The organism is Clostridioides sp. ZZV15-6388 (assembly GCF_020657755.1).
Taxonomy (GTDB): Bacteria; Bacillota; Clostridia; order Peptostreptococcales; family Peptostreptococcaceae; genus Clostridioides.
In genome coordinates, this window is sequence record NZ_JAGWCU010000005.1 from 16,374 (window position 1) to 37,488 (window position 21,115).

General features: G+C 29.1%; 23 protein-coding genes. 13 read left to right on the top strand and 10 right to left on the bottom strand.

The annotated features are described in order from the left end of the window. The first annotated feature begins 5 nt into the window (after positions 1-5). From KGF48_RS04560 to KGF48_RS04575, 4 genes are all read left to right on the top strand, one after another. Positions 6-281: a Mor transcription activator family protein gene (locus KGF48_RS04560; protein WP_227828762.1), complete on the top strand. Its 276-nt coding sequence runs from the start codon at positions 6-8 to the stop codon at positions 279-281. Positions 282-414: 133 nt separating this feature from the next. After that, entirely contained in the window at positions 415-645 is a 231-nt protein-coding gene (locus KGF48_RS04565; protein WP_227839176.1) for a 4Fe-4S dicluster-binding protein, read from the top strand. Beyond that, positions 638-1,219: a 4Fe-4S binding protein gene (locus KGF48_RS04570; protein WP_227828760.1), complete on the top strand. Its 582-nt coding sequence runs from the start codon at positions 638-640 to the stop codon at positions 1,217-1,219. The genes KGF48_RS04565 and KGF48_RS04570 overlap by 8 nt, the downstream gene beginning before the upstream one ends. Before the next feature lie 356 nt (positions 1,220-1,575). Further along, positions 1,576-1,725 (top strand): type I toxin-antitoxin system toxin, encoded by a 150-nt coding sequence (locus tag KGF48_RS04575; RefSeq protein WP_227433538.1) that lies wholly within the window; start codon positions 1,576-1,578, stop codon positions 1,723-1,725. Positions 1,726-1,937: 212 nt separating this feature from the next. Here KGF48_RS04575 and KGF48_RS04580 read toward each other — a convergent pair whose 3' ends face one another. Genes KGF48_RS04580 through KGF48_RS04595 form a run of 4 tightly spaced genes read right to left on the bottom strand, consistent with a single transcriptional unit; the run spans position 1,938 to position 4,982 of the window. Next, on the bottom strand, positions 1,938-2,534 hold the full coding sequence (locus tag KGF48_RS04580) for an ATP-binding cassette domain-containing protein (RefSeq protein ID WP_227839177.1): 597 nt from the start codon (positions 2,532-2,534) through the stop codon (positions 1,938-1,940). Beyond that, on the bottom strand, positions 2,535-3,302 hold the full coding sequence (locus KGF48_RS04585; protein WP_227828758.1) for an ABC transporter permease: 768 nt from the start codon (positions 3,300-3,302) through the stop codon (positions 2,535-2,537). After that, positions 3,271-4,275: an ABC transporter substrate-binding protein gene (locus KGF48_RS04590; RefSeq protein ID WP_227839178.1), complete on the bottom strand. Its 1,005-nt coding sequence runs from the start codon at positions 4,273-4,275 to the stop codon at positions 3,271-3,273. The genes KGF48_RS04585 and KGF48_RS04590 overlap by 32 nt, the downstream gene beginning before the upstream one ends. Positions 4,276-4,331: 56 nt before the next feature. After that, positions 4,332-4,982 (bottom strand): Crp/Fnr family transcriptional regulator, encoded by a 651-nt coding sequence (locus tag KGF48_RS04595; protein WP_227828756.1) that lies wholly within the window; start codon positions 4,980-4,982, stop codon positions 4,332-4,334. 190 nt (positions 4,983-5,172) lie between these two features. On the opposite strand from KGF48_RS04595, the gene KGF48_RS04600 reads away from it, so the two are divergent. The 4 genes from KGF48_RS04600 (at position 5,173) to KGF48_RS04615 (ending at position 9,742) form a co-directional block, all read left to right on the top strand. Beyond that, a complete protein-coding gene (locus tag KGF48_RS04600; protein ID WP_227828755.1) occupies positions 5,173-5,865 on the top strand; it encodes a GTP-binding protein in 693 nt (230 codons plus the stop codon). Continuing rightward, a complete protein-coding gene (locus KGF48_RS04605; protein ID WP_227839180.1) occupies positions 5,865-6,620 on the top strand; it encodes an ATP-binding cassette domain-containing protein in 756 nt (251 codons plus the stop codon). Before KGF48_RS04600 ends, KGF48_RS04605 begins: the two co-directional genes overlap by 1 nt. Further along, the gene (locus KGF48_RS04610; RefSeq protein WP_227839181.1) at positions 6,607-7,521 is read left to right on the top strand and encodes a hypothetical protein; all 915 of its coding nucleotides are present in this window, start codon (positions 6,607-6,609) and stop codon (positions 7,519-7,521) included. Before KGF48_RS04605 ends, KGF48_RS04610 begins: the two co-directional genes overlap by 14 nt. Before the next feature lie 331 nt (positions 7,522-7,852). Then, positions 7,853-9,742 carry a sigma 54-interacting transcriptional regulator gene (locus tag KGF48_RS04615; protein ID WP_227839182.1) on the top strand — a complete coding sequence of 630 codons (1,890 nt, stop codon included), beginning with the start codon at positions 7,853-7,855 and terminating at the stop codon, positions 9,740-9,742. Between the two features lie 254 nt (positions 9,743-9,996). Here KGF48_RS04615 and KGF48_RS04620 read toward each other — a convergent pair whose 3' ends face one another. Genes KGF48_RS04620 through KGF48_RS04635 form a run of 4 tightly spaced genes read right to left on the bottom strand, consistent with a single transcriptional unit; the run spans position 9,997 to position 14,315 of the window. Further along, a complete protein-coding gene (locus KGF48_RS04620; RefSeq protein WP_227839183.1) occupies positions 9,997-10,695 on the bottom strand; it encodes an RraA family protein in 699 nt (232 codons plus the stop codon). Positions 10,696-10,728: 33 nt separating this feature from the next. Further along, a complete protein-coding gene (locus tag KGF48_RS04625) occupies positions 10,729-11,712 on the bottom strand; it encodes a hydroxyacid dehydrogenase (RefSeq protein WP_227839184.1) in 984 nt (327 codons plus the stop codon). Between the two features lie 14 nt (positions 11,713-11,726). Continuing rightward, positions 11,727-12,866, bottom strand: a complete 1,140-nt coding sequence (locus tag KGF48_RS04630; RefSeq protein ID WP_227839185.1) for an amidohydrolase family protein — start codon at positions 12,864-12,866, stop codon at positions 11,727-11,729. Between the two features lie 36 nt (positions 12,867-12,902). Continuing rightward, positions 12,903-14,315, bottom strand: a complete 1,413-nt coding sequence (locus KGF48_RS04635) for a DASS family sodium-coupled anion symporter (RefSeq protein WP_227839186.1) — start codon at positions 14,313-14,315, stop codon at positions 12,903-12,905. Positions 14,316-14,864: 549 nt separating this feature from the next. On the opposite strand from KGF48_RS04635, the gene KGF48_RS04640 reads away from it, so the two are divergent. Further along, positions 14,865-15,044: a hypothetical protein gene (locus KGF48_RS04640; RefSeq protein ID WP_227839187.1), complete on the top strand. Its 180-nt coding sequence runs from the start codon at positions 14,865-14,867 to the stop codon at positions 15,042-15,044. A gap of 179 nt (positions 15,045-15,223) precedes the next feature. Here the strand turns inward: KGF48_RS04640 and KGF48_RS04645 are convergent, their stop codons facing one another. Both KGF48_RS04645 and KGF48_RS04650 read right to left on the bottom strand, forming a co-directional pair. Next, complete coding sequence (locus tag KGF48_RS04645) at positions 15,224-15,901, bottom strand: Crp/Fnr family transcriptional regulator (protein ID WP_227839188.1); 678 nt, start codon at positions 15,899-15,901, stop codon at positions 15,224-15,226. A 330-nt stretch (positions 15,902-16,231) separates the two neighbouring features. Next, positions 16,232-17,605, bottom strand: a complete 1,374-nt coding sequence (locus KGF48_RS04650; protein WP_227867784.1) for an MATE family efflux transporter — start codon at positions 17,603-17,605, stop codon at positions 16,232-16,234. Positions 17,606-17,729: 124 nt separating this feature from the next. Between KGF48_RS04650 and KGF48_RS04655 the strand changes: the two genes are divergently transcribed. The 4 genes from KGF48_RS04655 to KGF48_RS04670 all read left to right on the top strand — a co-directional run bounded on the left by KGF48_RS04655 (position 17,730) and on the right by KGF48_RS04670 (position 20,847). Then, on the top strand, positions 17,730-18,266 hold the full coding sequence (locus KGF48_RS04655) for a PadR family transcriptional regulator (protein ID WP_227828744.1): 537 nt from the start codon (positions 17,730-17,732) through the stop codon (positions 18,264-18,266). A 2-nt stretch (positions 18,267-18,268) separates the two neighbouring features. Further along, positions 18,269-19,159, top strand: coding sequence for an SPL family radical SAM protein (locus KGF48_RS04660; protein WP_227828743.1), 891 nt, complete (start codon positions 18,269-18,271; stop codon positions 19,157-19,159). A gap of 202 nt (positions 19,160-19,361) precedes the next feature. After that, the gene (locus KGF48_RS04665) at positions 19,362-19,817 is read left to right on the top strand and encodes a GNAT family N-acetyltransferase (protein WP_227839190.1); all 456 of its coding nucleotides are present in this window, start codon (positions 19,362-19,364) and stop codon (positions 19,815-19,817) included. Positions 19,818-20,064: 247 nt separating this feature from the next. Next, complete coding sequence (locus KGF48_RS04670) at positions 20,065-20,847, top strand: helix-turn-helix domain-containing protein (protein WP_227862018.1); 783 nt, start codon at positions 20,065-20,067, stop codon at positions 20,845-20,847. Positions 20,848-21,115: the final 268 nt, after the last annotated feature.

A 21,115-nucleotide genomic window follows, 5' to 3' on the forward strand; every position in this document is an offset into this window, starting at 1 on the left:
AAAAGATGTTAGAATTGGAAAAAATTATAGAATTGCTTGAAGAACACAATATAGAAGTGAGTATTCCAAAGGAGTTACATAAGTATAATTTATTGGAGTATCTGAAATTGTGTCAACAAAGTGGGGGAACATATTTTTATATTAAGACAGTGGAGGGTGCTTTAAAAGAGGCTAGAAATGAGCTTATGATTAAATTATTTAATGGAAAAAATTATATGGAATTAGCGAGAATGTTTGACATGAGTGTTATTAATGTCAGGTACATTGTTAGAAAGAAATAGATATGTTGTGGATAAGGTAAGTGTGACTATTAGAGTGGAATTTTTAATCTTGATATCTTATGTGATTAAGTCACAGATAAAAAGTAAATATATTGATATAATTCCTATAGATTAATAATATAGGGAGGTTATTATGTCTGCTAAAAAAAAGAAGTATGCAAATATTTTAGAAAACGAGTGTGTAGCTTGTGGTAGCTGTATAAAAGTCTGCCCAAGAGGGGCTATCTCAGTACCACATGGTATTAGTGCAAAGATTGATAGAGACTTATGTGTTGGATGTGGTATTTGTGAGAAGGTATGTCCAGCATCTGTGATTGAGATTATAACAATATTAAAAGAGGAAGAAGGTAAGTGTCATGAATAATAAAAAACATTGGTATGACTATTTATGGATTTTCTCTTCAATATATTTGATATTGGGATTTGTAAATATTATTTTCGCTTGGATTGGGTTAATTTGTTTCTTTATCCCATTACTTATTTCTATTATTAAAGGAAATAAAGCGTACTGCAATAAATATTGTGGAAGAGGACAGCTGTTTAATTTGCTTGGAAATAAATTAAAGTTGTCAAGAAATAAAGATATTCCTAAATTTATTAGAAGTAAGTGGTTTAGATATGGTTTTTTGACATTTTTTATGGTGATGTTTGCTAATATGCTTTTTTCAACTTATCTAGTGTTTGAAGGTAGTAGAAATTTTAAAGAGGTAGTGACTTTGCTTTGGACTATAAAAATGCCATGGCAATGGGCATATCATGGGACTTTAGTTTCACCTTGGGTGGTACAGTTTGCGTTTGGTTTTTATAGTGTTATGCTTACATCAACTGTTCTTGGATTGATTACGATGATACTATTTAAGCCTCGTTCATGGTGTGTTTATTGTCCTATGGGTACTATGACTCAGATGATATGTAAGGCGAAGAGCAAGTCTGTATAGAGAGAATTTATGTGAATTTGTGAGGAGTATAGATAGAGTTTGTATAAAATAAACTTGTTTATGCTTCTTTTTTATGTGTAAGAGTTTTAATTAAGTAGAAAAATTAAAAAGAGTAGATATGATAAATTTAGATAGCAATAATAATTAAATAATAAGATAGAATATAAAGCAATGAAAGAGGCTGAAAGAGAAAGAAAAAGAGGGCGAAGGAGATAGGAAAATAACTATAGAATAGGTAAAATATGTAGGAATTATATGTTATAATAGTTTTAGCAAGAAGATGTAATCTACAATTTATAGAGTGGAGTTCATACAAAAGGTTATCCTCCCAACGTATAGAAGGGAGGTGAGTATGTGTGGATAATTTTTTACAAGGTGTACTAGCAAGTTTAGTTGCCAGTTTAATAGTTTACTTAACGGATAAATTGTTTAAAAAAGTAAAAAGCCACTCTGGCAGGAGTGACTTTAGTTTTGAACTAAAGATTAAGTTCAAAAAGAAACACTAATTTACGAACTCCACTCTACTGCAAATAGATTGTAGTTCTTCTTGCTTTTATTATATCACAAATTAGAAAAAATATGTAAAGTACTTGTTTTAATCGCAGGTACTTTTTTATGTAAAAACAAATTTGCCTACAGCCTTTTTGGTATATAGAATTAGTAAGTTTGAAATAATATTCATATAAAAACTTTAGTTGATTTTAAAACCAATATGAAATCAATATATCGAAGGCATTTTAAAGTCAATTATTAATTTTTCATGATTTCTAAAGTATTTTATATCATCCATATCATGAGTAATTATTATAGCACTCTTATTTTCCATCTTTCTTATTACAAAATCCATAACCTTATACTTAGTTTCAATATCAAGACCCTTAAATGGCTCATCCATTATAAGCAAGTCAAAATCATATAATAAAGCTCTTAATATTGCAACCCTTCTTTTCATACCACCACTTAATTCCCTTACTCTTTTATTCATGCAACCCTTTAAGTCCAATAGTTCTAAAGCATCTTCAATTTCTGAATTACCCAGACTTTCACATACCAACTTTATATTCAATAACACACTTAGATTTTCACACAAACTATCATCTTGGAATACTGCACTAATCTTTTTATTACTAATACCTATAATTTTTCCACTATCTGCTTTCTCCAAGCCCATTAATATTCTTATCAAAGTTGTTTTACCAATACCAGATGTTCCTGTTATAAATGAGATAGCATCATCTTTAAATACATTATTAAAATTGTCTAAAACAACCTTATCATTATATTTTTTATTTAGATTCTCAATTACTATATCCATTTAGTTTATCTCCAATCTTTTTAATAAATAGTCTATCAATGATAAAAAGCCCTTTTGAAAGCAAATACTTATTATAATAATAACTATAGTCCATGCAAATAAATCTGGTGTATTTAAGTATACTTTAGCTTTGTATAAGTTTTCTCCTATAGAATTAGCTGGCATTCCTATTATTTCTGCTGCTATTCCAGATTTCCAACATAGCCCTAAAGAAACACTACATGCTGCTCTTAGATATGGTGCTACCTCAGATAAATATATGTACCTTATTTTTTTTATCTTACTGACTTTAAATACTTTTGCCATATCATTTAACTCCCTAGATATACTATTTATTCCATCTAGAATATTTCTATATACCACTGGCAATACCATCAAGAAAGATATAAAAATAGACAGGTTCTTTGAAGATATCCATATTAAAGATAATATTATGAAAGAAGCTACTGGTATAGATTGTATTGTCAGTATTAAGGGTTCAATAAGTATCCTAAAATTTTTTTTATTAGATGCTATTATGGCAGATATTATTCCAATGATAAAAGCTAATATAAATCCTGTTGTTATTTTCATAAAAGAAAAGAGTATTGATTGCCAAAACTCAAACTTCATAGATAATTCGAATAACCTTTTTAAAGAGGAAAAAGGAGATACTAAAAGTATCTCCTGACCAATTATCATACTACTTATTTGCCAAACTATAAGCCAAAAGATTATTGCTAGTATATGAGCTTTACTAATTTTCTTGAGTGTAGTAGAAATCTTCACCTGGCATCTTTCCTCCTATTGACTTTGGATTAGCATCATAAAGTACTTGTAAGTATCCACTTAATTTATCTTTCATTGTATTACCTTCTATAAATGTTATATTACATTTTGGTATTGCTTGCTTTGCTATTTGAGATGGTACTATTTCATTTTCCTCAATAAGTTTTGAAGCTTCTTCTATATTATTGTTTGTAAAATCAACTGATTTCTTATATTCTTCTAAGAAACTTTTAACCTTTTCTGGATATTTATCAATAAACTCTTTTCGTGCAACAACAACTCCTGTTACTAAAGCACTTTCAGTATTTTTATCTTTATTCAAAGTATCCCATTCTTTTGTCAAATCCAAAGCTACTCTTAAGTTGTCACTCTTAGTCAATGCTGTTGTTACAAATGGTTGGGGAAGTAGTGCTATTCCATTTTTATCATTTAATAATGCCGCCAAACATTCTGTATGTTCTGATTTGTACTCTATGTTGACATCTTCAGTCGGGTCAATTCCATTTTCTTTCAATATGTAATTCAAAGCATATTCAGGAGTAGAGCCTTTACCACTAGAATAAATCGTTTTTCCTTTTAAATCATCGACACTGTTTATAGAATTTCCATTCTCAATTATGTATAAGACTCCTAAAGTATTAATGGCTAGTGTTTCTATTTCACCATTGCTATTATTATATAAAACAGATGACAGATTTGCGGGAATAGCAGCAATATCTAGCTCTTTGTTAACAAGCTTGGGTGTAATTTCATCAACAGAATTTGCTATTGAAAATTCATAATCCTTTTCTTTTTTATCGTTTTCATCACCAATCATTTTGACCATTCCCATTCCTGTAGGACCCTTTAGTGCTGTCACCTTTGCAACTACTTTAGCTTCTTTTGTTTGTTTTTCTGGTGGGTTTGATGTACACCCTACCAATGAAATTATTATTAATGCTGCTAGTAATAATATTGATAATTTCTTTTTCATAAAAACTTCCTCCTAGTATTTAATTTTATATTTTATATAGAATCTGTTATTTAAGTTTATATTTCATATAGAATCTGTGTTAACTTTTCTTTATTCAATATTTTTATACACTTTTTACCAAGTTCTAAACAATTTTCATTTTGTAATGACTGCAATTCCCTATATAAAGATGCTCGACTTACACTAATTCTTTTACTTAACTCCTCCTTAGAACACTCTAATAGCACAGTGTCATTTTTACTAGCTTTTTCTAGTAAGTATTCAATAACTTTCTTTTTACTAGATTGTATATTTAAAAACTCTACTTTTCTAAGTAAAAATTGTATTTTTCTATTACAATATCTTGAATACTCTAAAGCAACAGCAATATCCAACTTCATCATATCTATAAAGCATTTTTTGGGATAAAAAACTACGTAAACATCACTTTTGCATTTTAGTACAGTATCTAAGGATTCTTCATCAAATATATTAGAAATTCCAAAAACATCTCCTTCCTTTAGAATAGACATGTTAACTTCAGTTCCATCACTTGATATACAATAGATGGATACTTGTCCTGTTTTGACTACACCTACATAATATTCTTTATCAAAAAAATCGCTTATAAATTGACCCTTTTTATAACTCTTTGCTTTTATCTTATCTTCTACAATGTATCTTTCAGAAAATAACTTACTATTTATTAGTACTTCCTTCTCATTCAAAGTCATCACCTTTTCTGATAAATATTCACTTTGATTGAAATAATATCATAGTATTTACCAAAATTCAATAATATTGATAATTATTTTCAATCAAGTTTATTTATTAATTGTCTCATTTGATACAGTTTTTAGTAGTTTTTAATGCTATCATATCTCTTAACAAAATATGAAAGGAGATTTTACATAATCCATGAAAACTATATTAATTTCTGGTTCATCTTCTGTAGGGAAGACTGCTTTAATAAAACATTTAATTCCTTATCTGAAGTCTAATGGGCTTAACCCTTCAATATGTAAGATAGATTGTCTAGCTACTGATGATGATTTAATATATAAAAAATTGAATATACCTTATATTGTTGGACTTAGTAAAGATATATGTCCAGACCATTTTCTTATCTCAAACATAAACGAACTTATACTTTGGGCTAAAAATAAAAGTAGCGATATTTTACTAATAGAAACTGCTGGGCTTTGCAATAGGTGTTCACCTGCAACAAATAAAACACTCCACATATGTGTATGTGATTGTACATCTAGCTTTAAGACCCCTCAAAAACTAGGTCCAATGTTAAGTGAAAGTGATGCCATAGTTCTAAGTAAAATAGACATGGTATCGCAAGCAGAAAGAGAGATAATATCATTTAATATAAAAAAAATAAATCCTAATTCTAATATATTCTTTATAGATGGATTAGTTGGTTTTGGTGTAGAGCTAATTTCAAACTATATAAAAAGTACTAATATTCCAAACAATGACGAACATTTATTAAGACATACAATGCCAAGTGGAGTATGTTCTTATTGTATTGGGGAATGTAGAATTGGTGATGAATTCCAACAAGGCATAGTTTCTAAAATGAATTTTAGAGGTGAATTTTAATGAAAAGTATAACCATATATCCTGGAAAAAACAAACTTGGCAATACAGAGAACTTTGAATCTCTAACTTTTTATAGAGGTCATATTTATTCTATTGTAGGTAATACTGGCTCTGGTAAAAGCAGGTTAATCAAAGATATAGAGCAGTTTGTCAATAAAGATTCTTTGACTAATCGAAAAGTAGTCATTGATAATATGGAAGTTGCTATTGAGGAAAGAAATAAATTTGCTACAAATCTAATTTCTCATCTTAGCCAAAACATGAGGTTTGTTCTTGATTCTACAGTTGAGGAATTTTTAGTTATACATAAAGAATGTAAAAACAATACTTCTGTATCAATAAAAGAAGTATTAGATGTAGCAAACTCCATAACAGCAGAACCTATTTCCCTATCTCAAGACCTTACATCATTGAGTGGGGGACAGACACGTGCCTTGATGATTGCAGATGTTGCTCTCATTTCAAATAATCCTATTGTTTTGATAGATGAAATAGAGAATGCTGGAATAAATAAAAATGTTGCATTAGACATCTTATTGAAAAGTGATAAGCTGATTTTTATAGTTACTCATGACCCTCATACAGCACTTATAGCAGAGAAGCGTATAATAATGAAAAATGGTTCAATCTTCAAAGTAATCAATAAGACTAAAGAAGAAAAAGAAATCTTAGGGAAACTTAAAGATATATATGAATTTCAATTAGAATGTCAATATAAATTAAGAAAAGGAGAGACTCTTTATGAAAAATGTTAGGCTGTATTGGAGCAATATTTGTATACTTCATAAATATGAGAAAAACTATTTAGATAATTTAATTATGTCTTTAAAAGAGAAGGATATTAATTTAGAGGTAACTTATTTTGGTATAGGTTATCCTTACAAACTCAATGAGTATTTAAAAAAACCAGATGCTTTAATTCCTGATATTATAGTTTCTACAGATTTAGAAGTGTATGAAGACAAGAATATCTATTCAAAGTTTTCAAGTAAATTGTACTCGTTATCGAGCTATTTCAATATTAAAAGTGAGATTAAATCATCATCTATATATTTCGATGAAAGATTACTTCCATTTTTGGTTATACCATTAGTATTTTCTTATAATCAGAATTACAAGGGTTTAACAGATTCTATAAAAAACGTAATTGACGCTGATACAAAAACTGTCATTGGTGGTATAAATAACTCTGGTGCGAAATCTGTTGTTAAAGCTATATGGAGTAGATATGGAAAAGAGTACGTGGAGAGATTTTTATCTAATTCAGTTATATTAGATATGCCAATACAATCATTTAATGATGTAAAAAATGGTTCGGATAGATTAGCAATAACTCCTAGTATATATGCAAAGCGTGCTAATAATAACGATTTATTTATGTCATACCCTGATGATGGAGCTATAGCATTACCATCTTATATTGCTGCAAGTAAATCATTAGATGAAAAAACTATGCTGGAGGTATTGGAATCTCTTGTATCTAAGGAATTTTGTAATTCATTTGTGAAGTCTGCATCATTGCTATCTTGTATTTATGATACTATGGATGATAGTCTTATTAAAAACAATCAGTATAAGTTTTTATATCCTTCTAAAGAATGGTTAGGTACAGTTACGACTGAAGAATTTTTTGAGGTTTATAATATGTATATATAATATATTTATTTTTATTTATTGTTTGTATATTATTGTTTGTGGATAATATTATTTTATGTTTATGGATAGATATTTGAATATTACAAGTAAGACGACAAATAAGATTATAAATAATTATAATGTGTTTTTTGTTTTTTTACATAGCAATTATCATATAGATTAGGGGTTCTTAGGAACTCCTTTTCTGTTTTTTGTATAAAAAAGGAGATGATTCAAATTTTTATTTTGAGACATCCCCTTTTATCATGGTAAAATGAGAGTACAAGGTATTAATACAATACATATATAAAATAAAAAATAGATTAAGATTAATAAAAGGAGATTTGATGATATGAAAAACGAGATAGTAGTTATTGCTCCTTCTAAGTTATTTTCAGATACTGTATATGAAGTGCTTGAAGAACTACATATAAAAATTCCATCATACATTGCTACAGGTAAAGAAACTATAGAACTAGCAGATAACCTAATTAACTTAGGCACTAAAGTAATAATTACTCGTGGTCAAAATGTTGATTTATTGCGTAAGCATGTTTCAATTCCTATAGTAGATATTGGATATAAATATGAAGACATATTTTATTCGTACAAAAAAGCACTTAAATATTCCTCAAAAATAGGATTTATAGGTTTAGAATTATCATATAAAACGGCTAAGCGATTCAAAGAAATCTCCAATTTTGACTTAGAAATACCCAAGTTAAATTCTCTTTATGAGTTTGAAGATACAATAAAAGAATTAATTGATAATGGTACTGAAATTTTCATAGGTGGAAAAACAACAAAAGAAATCACCTCTAAATACAATAAGCCCTGTATAGAGACTGAAGTTGAAAAGTCTTCTATTCATGCATCTATTAATGAAGCAATTCATCTATATAACATAGGAATTGAAAAGAGAATAAATAACTCTATTACAGAAGAAATTCTAGAATGTACCCATAGTGGTATAATTGCAATTGATAAAAATCACTCACCACTTTTTATAAATAATCAAGCAAAAAGGCTACTATTTAACCAAGTTGATAAATTTATAAAAGATTATTTAACTTCTGGTGATATTTCGGATTCACTGAAAAATGGGCATTCTCTATGTAACAATATAATTAATTTTAAAGGGTCTTCTCTCACATTTGATTGTTTTCCAATTATAATTGATAGTTTGCATTTTGGATGTGTTGCAACCATACAAGATATCGAAAATATTCAATCAACAGAAAAAGAAATAAGAGAGAGTTTAATTTCAAAATCTCATTGTGCAAAAAGCAATTTTAACGATATATTAGGTTCAAGTGATGCATTAATGCACTCAGTAAATATGGCTAAGAAATTTGCTAAATCTGATTCTACAATAATAATAACTGGCGAATCTGGCACTGGAAAAGAAATATTTGCTCAAAGTATACATAATTATAGCAATAGATTTAATGGACCTTTTGTGGCTATAAACTGTGCAGCTATACCTGAAAATATACTTGAAAGTGAACTATTCGGATATGTAAAGGGAGCTTTTACAGGTGCTAGAAATGAAGGAAAAGCAGGTGTCTTTGAATTGGCACATAATGGGACTATATTTTTAGACGAAATTGGAGAAATTTCTAAAGATGTCCAAGTCAAACTGCTTCGAGTATTGCAGGAGAGGGAAGTTACTAGAATAGGTGATACTAAAGTTGTACCTATTAATGTAAGAGTTATAACAGCTACCAATAAAAACTTAGTGGAGCAGATTGATAATAATAATTTTAGAGAAGATTTATTTTACAGACTTTGTGTGTTGAAGCTAGATTTACCTCCTCTTAGAGAGCGAAAAGAAGATATCGAACAACTGACATATGCTATTATATCTCATTATAACAAACCAGTGTCAATATCTGATTCTGCACTTAAAATTTTAAGTAGATATGACTTTCCTGGTAATATAAGACAATTAAAAAATATAGTAGAAAGACTAGTAGTTATGTGTGATGATAATTTTATAGATGAATACTTAGTTTCTGAAATTTTAACTTCTGAGCCACATTTTCGAAAGGATATAAATTCAACATCCACAATAGATTATTCTCCTACTTTGGCAGATAATAAAATTGTAGATTATGAAAAAAAATTAATTCTTGAAACATTAGAGAAAAATAATGGAGTAAAATCTGTTACTGCAAGTCAGCTAGGTATCAGTACTACTACTCTTTGGCGTAAACTTAAAAAGTATCAACTTTCAAATTAAATATATGATAAATAAAATATTTATTAAATAAAATGTTCATTGAATAAAATGTTCATTGAATAAAATAAAAAATGGGGCTGTCTCAAAATAGAGATAAGCTTCTTTTTCATTGTTGAAATGATGAAAATATAATTGATTTCATACAAAAAAGAGTGCCTCATGAACTAAAAAGTTCATTTTGAGACACATCCATTTTTATTTTAATATTTATATGTATAAATATTTTATAGACATAGAGTAGAAGTCATCTATTACTAAACTCTGTAAACATCATCTATAATTTGTACACCTTTTTTTTCTAATGTTTCTTTTACCCATTCTCTATTTGCAGTTCCTTCAGAAGCTTTTACTACTTTAGCATGGTCTTGTTGAGCATTTGCTTCTGCTTTATCAATAAGGTCTGCTGCATCATTTTTAGGGATTACGATTACACCATCTTGGTCTCCTAATATTATATCTCCTGGATTAACAGCAATTCCTCCTATAGATATAGGTACATTCACTTCTCCAGGACCTTCTTTATATGGACCACCTGGAGTAGTTCCTGTAGCATATATTGGACAACTAGACTTTGATATAACATCAATATCTCTTATTGGACCATCTATTACAATTCCTGCTACCTTTTTGAAATCTGCAAGATATTTGTACATGATTTCTCCCATGATAGCTTGTGTTCTATCTCCATTATTAGATAGTATTATAATATCTCCTTCTTGAGCTATATTAAGAGCTTGATGAAGCATTAAATTATCTCCTGGTCTTGATTTTACTGTTAATGCAACTCCACACATTCTGTTTTTTGGTGAAGACATTAACTTTATTTCTGAACTTAATGCACTTGACCTATACATACAGTCTCCTACATTAGCTGCTGGTAATACACTAAATCTTTTTACAAGTTCTTTATCTGGTAAATCTCTTTTTAAATATACTCTATTTCCTATTGTCATTTTAAGTTCCTCCTAATAAGTGTTTGTTGTTTACTAATCATTGTATATAGTTGCATTGTCCCAATCTATTGATTTTACTGGCCAAGTAGGATTTTTACCTTCAAATACCTCATTAATTCCAATTGCAGAGTGTAAAGAGGCTCTATTAGTAGCTTCTTTAGTTGCTGCTCCTATATGAGGAGATACCACAACATTATCTAAATATAATATAGGGTTTTTAGAATCTACTGGTTCTTGTTGTAATACATCCAAGCCAGCACCTGCTATAATATTATCTCTACATGCTTCATATAAAGCTTGTTCATCTACAACACTTCCTCTTGCTGCATTTATAAAAAATGCTGTTTCCTTCATCATACTAAACTGTTCTTTTCCTATAAAATGTTTAGTGACAGAAGTTGTTGGACAGTGAACAGAAACAAAATCACTTTCTTTATATATTTTGCTTATATCTCTAGTTACTTCTACACCTTGTGGGAAGTCTTTAGATGATTTATAGGGGTCATATGCAACCACTTTCATATTGAATCCATCCATACACATCTTAGCAACTCTTGAACCTATGTTTCCACATCCAATAATTCCTACAGTTTTTCCATCAAGCTCACATTTAGGAGTTCTTAATTTAGCTTTATAATAGTCATCTATAAAACTTTTTCTTACTCTTGTATAATTTCTAGAGCAATATAACATATACATTAGTGTTACCTCTGCAACAGAAGTACTATTTGCTACTGGACAATACAATACTTGAACACCAAATTCTTTTGCTGCATCTAAATCTACAGTATCAAATCCTGCACCATGACGTACTATTACTTTTAAGTTATCAGCAGCTTCAAATACCTCTCTCGTTATTTTAGATAACCTAACTATAATTGCATCAATACCTTTTATATCATTTATTATATCTTTAGTCTCCATGCCTGAACCAGTTATTAGTTCATGTCCTCTACTTTCTAAGTAATCTCTTCCTTCTTGCATTATTTCTTGTGGTAATAATATTTTCCAACCCATTTTTTTCCTCCTAATTAATTTTCATATATGTAATCTGGGGCACAATATACTATAAATCCATTTTTAATTGTCATTTCTGTTTTTAATAATTTATCTGCCTCGAATTTACTACCTTTCCAATCTGTATAAGTTTGTTTAACATCCATAATGTCAAATATTGCTACATCTGCATTTGAACCCTCTGATAAACATCCTATTTGATTTTCCATTTTCATAAGTTTAGCTGGATTTTGTGTTGTCATTTTTACAACATCATATAGACTTATTCCCATACACATGTATCTAGACATAAGATTTGGTAGAGAGAATATAGGTCTTCTAAACATGCTTTCTAACACCAAATCTGTACTACAAATATCAGCTATAAATCCTTGTTCTTTTGCTTTTAGCATGACTTCAAAATCACCATGTTTTCTACCTTCTCCTGTGTCAAATATGATTCCTCTTTCTCTTGCTTTCTTTACACATTCATATAAATTGCCATTTGAGTCGAGGATAGTGTTTTGAACACCTTGATATACATGTTCAAATATGTCTCCTGGTCTTAATATATTTAATACTTCCTCTGTAGGAACTGGTAAATTTGTACAATGTACCTCAACAGGGCATCCTATTTTTTCAGCTATTTTAATAGTTTCTTTTAATGGCTCTATTCCTAGACCTTCCACTAAATTTTCACTTAATCTTATTTTTAGACCTAATATATTGTCTTTATTTTCATTGTATATTCGTTCTATTTTTTCATGATTAAAATACCTTGGGTCAATGCATTCATGATAGCTAGTAGTTACTAATCCTGCTGAACAAACCTGCAAGAAACTTTTTATATTTACTTTACTTCTAGCCACAATTGAAGACTTAAAGAGTTGGTAGTTTGCTACCCCTGCTGAACAATCAATTGCACTAGTAACACCAGTTGGAAGATAGGTGCTATCTGGATATATACCAATTTCAGTTCCATCTGCAAACATATGAGCATGTGCATCAATCAACCCTGGAAAAACAAATTTACCTCTTGCATCTATTGTGTGTTTTGCATTATCGCCATGTTTATATTCAGTTATTTTTCCATTGTATATAGCAATTGTTTTATTCCCATTTACATTATTTTTAGGGTCTACTACATGTCCATTTACAATAAGTAAATCTAGCATAATTATTCATCTCCAATATATAAATTTAATGTGTACTTACCATAATCCAATTATTTTCCAGTAAGGTAAGCCTATTACTAAGAATATTGCTAATGCAACCATTACCATGATAGTACCTACTTTCCAGAAATCTTTTTGAGATACATATCCTGATGCAAAGGCTATAAGACCAGCTCCATTTCCATAATGAGTCAATAAAGCTCCATAACTTGCAAAGAATGCTAGTAATAATGTAACTACCATCGGATTTGCTTTAGTAGATAAAACTATTGCAAATAGTACAGGATAAAAAGATGCTACAAATGCACTATTTGATACAAAGAAGTATCTAACTGCCAAACTCACTAACAATAGTACTATTGTAACTAATAATCCATTTACATCTGATAGATTAAGTACTGTACCTAATTTATCAGCCAGCCAATTGTAAAAACCTGCATCAGCTAACGAACCAGCAATACCATAAAAGGCACCATACCATATAAATACATTCCATGCTCCTTTAGCTCCAATAACATCGTCCCAATCTAAAATACCTGCTATAAGAACTAGTGCTAAGAACACAAATCCTACTACTTGCATATTTAAGTTTACAAAAGGTATTTTTTCACCAAACATCCATCCAAGAATTGCAAGAATAAAGAATACAACTAGTATCTTTTCATGTTTTGTAATAGCACCTAATGAATCTAAATCTTTTCTTATCTGTGGCTTAATATCTGTTAAGTGAGTTAAACCTGGCTTATATATTTTATAGACTATAAGTGGTGCTACTAGTAAGAATAAACCTGCTGGTACAACTGATGCCATAAACCAAGTTCCCCAAGTTAAGTTAACACCTAACATACTTGCTGCCAAAGAAACTGTTATCGCATTAGTTGCCATACCTGTCAAAAATAATGCTGCTGTACCTTGAGAGACTACATATGTTAATACTGTTAAATATGCACCCAATTTTTTAGGCTCATCATCAGGCTTAGAACCTGCACCTTCTGCGATATTTCTAAATATAGGATATATAATAGTTGTTCTAGAGGCATTTGACCCTGTAGCAGGACTAAGTATTAAATCACTTATCATCATTAAGTATCCAAGTCCTAGAGTAGAATCTCCTGCTCTTAGTAAAAGGTTGTATGCCATACGTTTTCCTAGTCCTGTCTTTACAAATGCTGTACAGACAATAGTTACAACAACTAAAAACCAAGTCATTTTATCTGAATATCCATGAAGTAGTATTGACTCATCCATAAACATAAGGGCTACACCTACAATGATTAAGGTAATTATTGGCTCTTTAAATGGTTTAATAACAAGACCTGCTAGTAAACCTAGATATAAAGCAACAATATCCCAAGTTTCTTTCTTTAATCCTTGTGGTGCAGGTAAGCTCCATACAATTATTGGTATAGCTGCAACAAGTAAGAATTTCATCAACTGTTTTTTATTCATTTTCTTCTCCTTATTTAATTTTAGATTTATGTTAAATTATAAAAGCACAAAATATGCCAACTTTTTAGATTAATAATATTTTATTTGTTTTTTTATGTGATTTATTGTAATTTAACTGTTAATCAAATTGATTTAATACAATTTTATGAAAATATTTTTTGTAATTTAATAAAATAATATTATATTTCTTTATATTACATTTCAAATAGAAATATAAGATTTCAATTTGAAATGTAATGCTTTATATTGAAATGTAGTGTTTGAATTGTTAATGCAACAATGAAAAATATATATTCTCATATTCTTGATGAAATGGATAAAAAAGTTTCAGGTAAAATCGCAGGTAAGTTATACTAATCATAAGAGTAAGCTTTTCAAAAAAATTCAAATTTATTTCATATTAGTAATAGAAGTAAAACTAAGCTATTTTATTAGCAAATAAAAATTCAAACTAAATTTATCCGTATTTATAAAAACAGAAGGTAATTATATGAAAAATAAAATTAAATTAATGAAGAATTGATATAATAAAAAAGAGGTGCTTACATTATGAATAAAAGTAGAAATTTTAAAGAAGAAATTGAAGAAAGAGCTAAAAAGGAAGAAGCTAGAAGAAAAGACTCTGGATTTATAATAATGCTAAAGAAGAATGGTTTTAAATTAGAGGATACATTAACCAAATTTAAATATTCTACATTAACTGAGAATGAAATAAAAGAAGTTTATTAGAATAATAAATAAAAAGTGTTAGATAAATAGTCAATGTTTTTTATTTATTATATTAAATAGGAACATTAGATGTATTTAAATAAAAAAATGAATCTAATAAAATATTAAGCTATAATGTATGATATTCAATTTTTGTATAAAAAGGGAGATGATTTAAATTTTTATTTTGAGTCATCCCCTTATAATGTTAAAGAACGAAGTCTATCTTTATCCAACACTTTTATACCACCACGAGATAGAGATACAAGACCTTCACTAGCAAAATATTTCAACATTCTCGACACAACTTCTCTCGCACTTCCCATATACTTAGCAATTTGTTCATGAGTCATATTTACAGTAGTATTACTTTGCTTAGTTATTTCATCAACTAAAAAAGATGCCAAACGCTTATCAAAACTCATAAAAAGGATTTGTTGCATTGCCCACATAACATCAGAAAAACGTTCAGTGGCTAGTTTATACGAGAACAATTCTGCATGAATATTTTCTGTAGATAACTTTGAGAAAACAGAAGAACTAATTTGTATAATATCACAATCTGTCTCAGCATCTACATAGACATCAAAAGTTATTGTATTTAGAATACATGATGCTGATAATATACATACATCACCACTATCAAGACGGAAAAGTGTTACCTCACGCCCTTCATCTGAAAGTATGTATGTGCGTATTGTTCCAGACTTTATAATCAAAACACCAACACAATCACTATCACCACTATGAATTGAGTTTCCTTTTTCAAAGTGGGATATATTGGCTGAAGAGATTAATAAGCTTTTTTGAGAGTCAGTGAGTTTATCCCAAAAAGATAAACCTTGTGTAAGTATATCAATATCGTTTTGTGAAAGCATATAATGTCTCCCTTCCTAAAATAATTATAATCCCATGATACAAGTGAATAGATAAAATAACAAGTAGTTTGAGAAAAAGGATTATTTAACCACATATTAATAGTATGATTTGTGTGAAAAATATATGTTAATATATATTATTGCCTGTTGGCAAGTAGATTAAGCAATATAAATAGATAAATTAATTTATAAGTGCTAATAGAGTTAATTAAGCCTACAAAATACATGAAATAATTTTATATCTTTTCTGATAGTCGATTTGTATAAGTAATATACATGAAGCTTCTTTGATAGTCGATTTATATAACTGACACATACTTTAAATTAGATTTATTCTTTAGAAGAAATGGAATTTATTTTTAAAATATGAAGCTCTTTATGTAGTCTTATCGTCATAAAACCTGCAACTATGGCAGCTATAAAATCAGCTATTGGTTGTGCATATAAAATACCATTTAATCCCCAAAATATAGGAATAATCAAGATTATAGGAATAAAACATATCCCTTGTCTACACATGCCTAAAAATCCACCTTCCTTTGCTTTTCCTAGTGAAAGGAATAATGTAGAATACACTGTATAAAAACCAAATAACATAAATGAAAATCCATTTGCCCTAAGAGCCTTACTACCATTTTCAATCAATAACACGTCACCACTTGTAAATTGTGAAATTATAGCTGTTGGGAAAAACACCATTACAAGACCAAGTACTACACAAAATATAGTAGTCCATTCTATAGATGTTTTTATTGCTTTGTGTAATCTATCATAGTTCTTTGAACCAAAATTATAACCAGCAATTGGTTGGAATCCTTTTATAAACCCAAATACGATAAGACTACCTAAAGACATTATTCGTGTTACTGCACCCATTCCAGCTATCACAGAATCACCATATTTTGTAGCTTCCATATTAGTTAATGTAATCGCGAGACTAGTCAATAACTGGAATATTAAGGTAGGTACACCAATCTTTAAAATTTCTGACATGATTTCATTTGAAAAACAACATTCTTTAATTCTAAAACTAAACATGCTTTTCTTGCTAAAAATGTATCCTATATAAACCAGTGTTGAAACCATCTGAGAGAGAGCAGTTGCAATTGAAGCACCTTTTACACCCATTCCAAAAGTATAAATGAATATTGGGTCTAAAATCATATTAAGCAATGCACCTAATAACATAGCGCACATAGTTGTTTTAGCAGCTCCTTCACTTGTGACAATATTAGTCATAGTGACATTAAACACATTAAAAATAGATGATACGACATAGATACTAGCATAAGACATTGCATAAGGCATAATACTTTTTGTAGCTCCTAATAATTTTAAAACAGGATTGAGAAGAATCATAATGACAATAATAAATAATATACCGACTATTATACTACTGTAAATAGCTGTACTAGCAACTTTGCCTGCTTTTTCCTTATCTCCATGACCTAGGAGTCTGGCAATGTAGGAAGCTGCTCCATTTCCAAATAATAATCCTAATCCCACAATAATTTGACCTAGTGGAAATGCAACAGATATAGCACCCATTTGACTTGTTCCAAGACCACCTACAAAGTATGCATCTACTAAATTGTACAATGCAGTTATCATCATACCTATCATAGTAGGTAATCCCATAGATAACAATGCTTTCGGTATTGGGGCAGACCCTAATAATTCAATTTTTTTGTTGCTTTCTTTCATGCTAAACACTCCCTTTCTATTGACATTAGCTCTAAAATATAATACTATAATTTATAGTAATACAGAAAATGCTACTATAATTTATAGTATTTGTCAATAGAGAGAAAACGAGAGGAGAATTTTTATGGCAACAATAGATTTAATTGTACTTGGCATAGTAAAGCAACAGCCTCAGAGTGCTTATGATATACAGAAAGTGGTGGAATATAGAAATATATCACGTTGGGTTAAAATCAGTACACCATCAATTTATAAGAAGGTAATTCAGTTAGAAGAAAAAGGTTATATTCAAAGTACAGTTGTAAGAGAGGGGAGAATGCCAGAAAAGGCAATTTACTCTTTAACAGAATTAGGTGAAAAGCATTTTTTAGATTTAATGTTTGATACAGCTTCAAAGCCAGTAAATATTTTTCTGGATTTCAATGCTGTAATAGTAAATTTATACAGTCTTACACCAGAAAAGCAAAAACTGTGCTTGAGTAGTATTGAAGAAAACATACAAGTATTAAAGTCGTATATTGAGGAAAATATAAATACAAAATCGAATGTACCAGAAACAGGGAAGGCTATTCTAGACCAGCAATTGGTCTTAACTCAAACGTTAGAAACATGGGTGAATTCCTTAAAGAATATTATAGATGCTGATAGTAAAAGAGGTTAATAATGATTAAAAGTATACCAGCAAAACAAATTTTACAGAAAGTTAAATTTGACAACTCAAGATGGTTTGGGATTGATTATAATATGAATCTCTACCGTGGTTGTCCTCATGGTTGTATTTATTGTGACAGTCGTAGCACAGTATACAACATAGAAAATTTTGACCAAGTGAGATATAAGGAAAATGTGATAGAAACTCTAAAAAAGGAGTTACATTCAAAGCGAAAAAAAGGAGTTGTCGGTATTGGAGCCATGTCTGATACATACAATCCTTTTGAAAAAGACCTTTGCATTACTCAACAAGCATTGAATTTAATTTCAGAAAATCATTTTGGAGTATCTATTGATACAAAAAGTAGTTTGGTAGTTAGAGATATACTAATTTTGAAAGAAATAACAAGAAATAATTCTGCCATTGTCAAAGTGACTATAACCACTGCAAATGACGAATTAGCAAAGAAAATAGAACCTAATGTGAGTCTAAGTTCTGAACGATTTGAAGCAGTAAAACAGCTTAATGATGCTGGAATATTTTGTGGGATATTATTGACACCTTTGATACCATTTTTGACTGACAATGAGAATGAGATAAGAGCAATTGTTGAAAAAGCACATAAGGCTAATGCAAAGTTTATCTATTGTATGTATGGAATGACAATGCGTAATGGTCAAAGAGAGTTTTTTTATAAGCATTTAAAGAATATATCGCAAAAACTAGTATTTCAGTATCAAAAGACATATGGACTAAATTATGTATGTCCTAGCTTGAATGGAAAGAGATGTGAACAAGTACTAAAAAAAGAATGTGGTCGTTATGGTATTTTGACAGAGATGAAAGACATTATAGAAGCCTATAAGAAATCAGATACATATACACAATTAAAGTTTTTTTAACCTATAAGTTGTAATTACTCTTGATTCTTCTAAAAATGTATTCTATTATCAATTTAGTATTAAAAACTAAAAAGGATTAAATACAATAAAACCAGATAGTAAAACTAGATAGTAATAATCATTCAGTGTTCTAATTGTATTATCATTTAGTTATGTTTATCAAAAACATAAAAGAAATATATGCTGAAAAGAGGAGATATATATGATAGAAATAAAAACTATAGATAAAAATAAAAAAGGTCATATTGACCTTTTGTTGTTGGCTGACCCATATGAGGTAATGATTGATAAGTATCTTGATGAAGGCACTATGTATGCTTTGTATGATAATGATGAACTCACTTGTATAGCAGTTGTAAATGAAATTTCTAAAGAAACATGTGAATTAAAAAATATTGCTACATATGAACATTTTCAAAATAGGGGCTACGCATCAAAGGTGATAAATCATATTTTAGATGTTTATAGTGAAAAGTATCCATCAATGATTGTGGGTACAGCTGAAAGTGGAATCCCGTTTTATGAGAAATTTGGATTTGTTTATTCACATAAGGTTAAAAACTTTTTTATAGATAATTATCCAGAGCCAATTTTTGAAGGGGAATCTCAATGTGTGGATATGCTGTATTTAGAACATAAATCAAAAGCCTATTGTTAATCAAATGTTTGTACACTTAATAAAATCATATTTTGATAAATATTACTTCCAAAATAGAAAGGAAAGGATTTAGATTTCCATTGATGCTATAATACAAAAAGAGAAGCAAAAATTATTATAAAATCATGTTTTAGCAACAAATTACATGAGTGCAACTTGAAGTTGACAATGTGCATTTCTTAAAATATAGAATTTAACATAATAGTTTGATAATATTTGGATATCAAATCACAGGAGGTAATAATATATGAATTTTGGTGAAAAATTATTTAAGTTGAGAAAAGAAAAAGGGCTATCACAGGAAGCAATTGCAGAACAAATCGGAACAACAAGACAGGCGGTTAGTAAGTGGGAAAACAATCAAGGATTTCCTGAAACAGAAAAACTTTTACTACTATCTAATATCTTTGAAGTATCAATTGATTTTTTATTAAAAGATGAGAAATCAATAAAAGGAACAAATGAAAAGGGATATTATGTAAGCAAGGAAGTGGCAAGAGGTTATCTTATCAATGAGAAAAGAGAATGTAAATATTTGGGTTTATGTTTTTTGTTTTGGGCATTAGCAGGTATTCCTTATGTAATGCTTCCAACTCATACAAGTTGGCGTATTTTAGGAATAGCAGTGTGTGTTGTTTTAGGTATTGGTGTTGTTATACTTGGGATGTTTACAGAACAAGAAGATTATAAAATCTTGAGAAAAGAGCCATTGTTATTTGATTATGAGTTTTTGAAAGAATTATCAAAGGAATATATTTCAATCAAGAAAAAATACAAGTTAGTTGCTATTCCAAGTACATTTTTGTTTGTAGTTGGTATTCTTATTATTGCGGTAACAGCTAGAGGGTACATTGAATGGACAGAATATCATTCACTTGTATTTTTGGGATTGGCAGTTGGTATTTTTGGTTTCGTACAATCTATTGGGATTATGGATGCATATGAGCTGTTGGTAAAAAACGAACAGTACTGTGACCGATTTATCTTTAAAGTAAAGAGAAAATTAAAGAATAAAATTGATAGGTTCTAAAAGTAAATTTTTAAAGGTAGGAGCTAGTTAGGGCAAGATATTAATTGTGAAATTTACAGAGACAGGATAAAAGGTCGCGATAAAACAGCAAAATGTATGATAAATATGAGTAATTATTATGATACTTTATTTTAGGATTATTTTATAAAAGTTAGAAGAGAGAAAGAAAAAATATTAAAAGGTCAAATTGACTAAAAATATAATATATATAGTATAACTTAAGAATAATATGAATAATAGAGCTTAAATGTAATACACATAATATAAT

Excerpts from the sequence above, each read along its gene's own strand:
- KGF48_RS04560 (WP_227828762.1), top strand. The coding sequence starts at position 6 with ATGTTAGAATTGGAAAAAATTATAGAATTGCTTGAAGAACACAATATA.
- KGF48_RS04640 (WP_227839187.1), top strand. The coding sequence starts at position 14,865 with ATGAATAAAAGTAGAAATTTTAAAGAAGAAATTGAAGAAAGAGCTAAA.
- KGF48_RS04615 (WP_227839182.1), top strand. The coding sequence starts at position 7,853 with ATGAAAAACGAGATAGTAGTTATTGCTCCTTCTAAGTTATTTTCAGAT.
- KGF48_RS04610 (WP_227839181.1), top strand. The coding sequence starts at position 6,607 with ATGAAAAATGTTAGGCTGTATTGGAGCAATATTTGTATACTTCATAAA.
- KGF48_RS04660 (WP_227828743.1), top strand. The coding sequence starts at position 18,269 with ATGATTAAAAGTATACCAGCAAAACAAATTTTACAGAAAGTTAAATTT.
- KGF48_RS04590 (WP_227839178.1), bottom strand. The coding sequence starts at position 4,275 with ATGAAAAAGAAATTATCAATATTATTACTAGCAGCATTAATAATAATT.
- KGF48_RS04605 (WP_227839180.1), top strand. The coding sequence starts at position 5,865 with ATGAAAAGTATAACCATATATCCTGGAAAAAACAAACTTGGCAATACA.
- KGF48_RS04635 (WP_227839186.1), bottom strand. The coding sequence starts at position 14,315 with ATGAATAAAAAACAGTTGATGAAATTCTTACTTGTTGCAGCTATACCA.
- KGF48_RS04620 (WP_227839183.1), bottom strand. The coding sequence starts at position 10,695 with ATGACAATAGGAAATAGAGTATATTTAAAAAGAGATTTACCAGATAAA.
- KGF48_RS04630 (WP_227839185.1), bottom strand. The coding sequence starts at position 12,866 with ATGCTAGATTTACTTATTGTAAATGGACATGTAGTAGACCCTAAAAAT.
- KGF48_RS04570 (WP_227828760.1), top strand. The coding sequence starts at position 638 with ATGAATAATAAAAAACATTGGTATGACTATTTATGGATTTTCTCTTCA.
- KGF48_RS04665 (WP_227839190.1), top strand. The coding sequence starts at position 19,362 with ATGATAGAAATAAAAACTATAGATAAAAATAAAAAAGGTCATATTGAC.
- KGF48_RS04650 (WP_227867784.1), bottom strand. The coding sequence starts at position 17,605 with ATGAAAGAAAGCAACAAAAAAATTGAATTATTAGGGTCTGCCCCAATA.
- KGF48_RS04565 (WP_227839176.1), top strand. The coding sequence starts at position 415 with ATGTCTGCTAAAAAAAAGAAGTATGCAAATATTTTAGAAAACGAGTGT.
- KGF48_RS04645 (WP_227839188.1), bottom strand. The coding sequence starts at position 15,901 with ATGCTTTCACAAAACGATATTGATATACTTACACAAGGTTTATCTTTT.
- KGF48_RS04600 (WP_227828755.1), top strand. The coding sequence starts at position 5,173 with ATGAAAACTATATTAATTTCTGGTTCATCTTCTGTAGGGAAGACTGCT.
- KGF48_RS04670 (WP_227862018.1), top strand. The coding sequence starts at position 20,065 with ATGAATTTTGGTGAAAAATTATTTAAGTTGAGAAAAGAAAAAGGGCTA.
- KGF48_RS04625 (WP_227839184.1), bottom strand. The coding sequence starts at position 11,712 with ATGGGTTGGAAAATATTATTACCACAAGAAATAATGCAAGAAGGAAGA.
- KGF48_RS04655 (WP_227828744.1), top strand. The coding sequence starts at position 17,730 with ATGGCAACAATAGATTTAATTGTACTTGGCATAGTAAAGCAACAGCCT.
- KGF48_RS04580 (WP_227839177.1), bottom strand. The coding sequence starts at position 2,534 with ATGGATATAGTAATTGAGAATCTAAATAAAAAATATAATGATAAGGTT.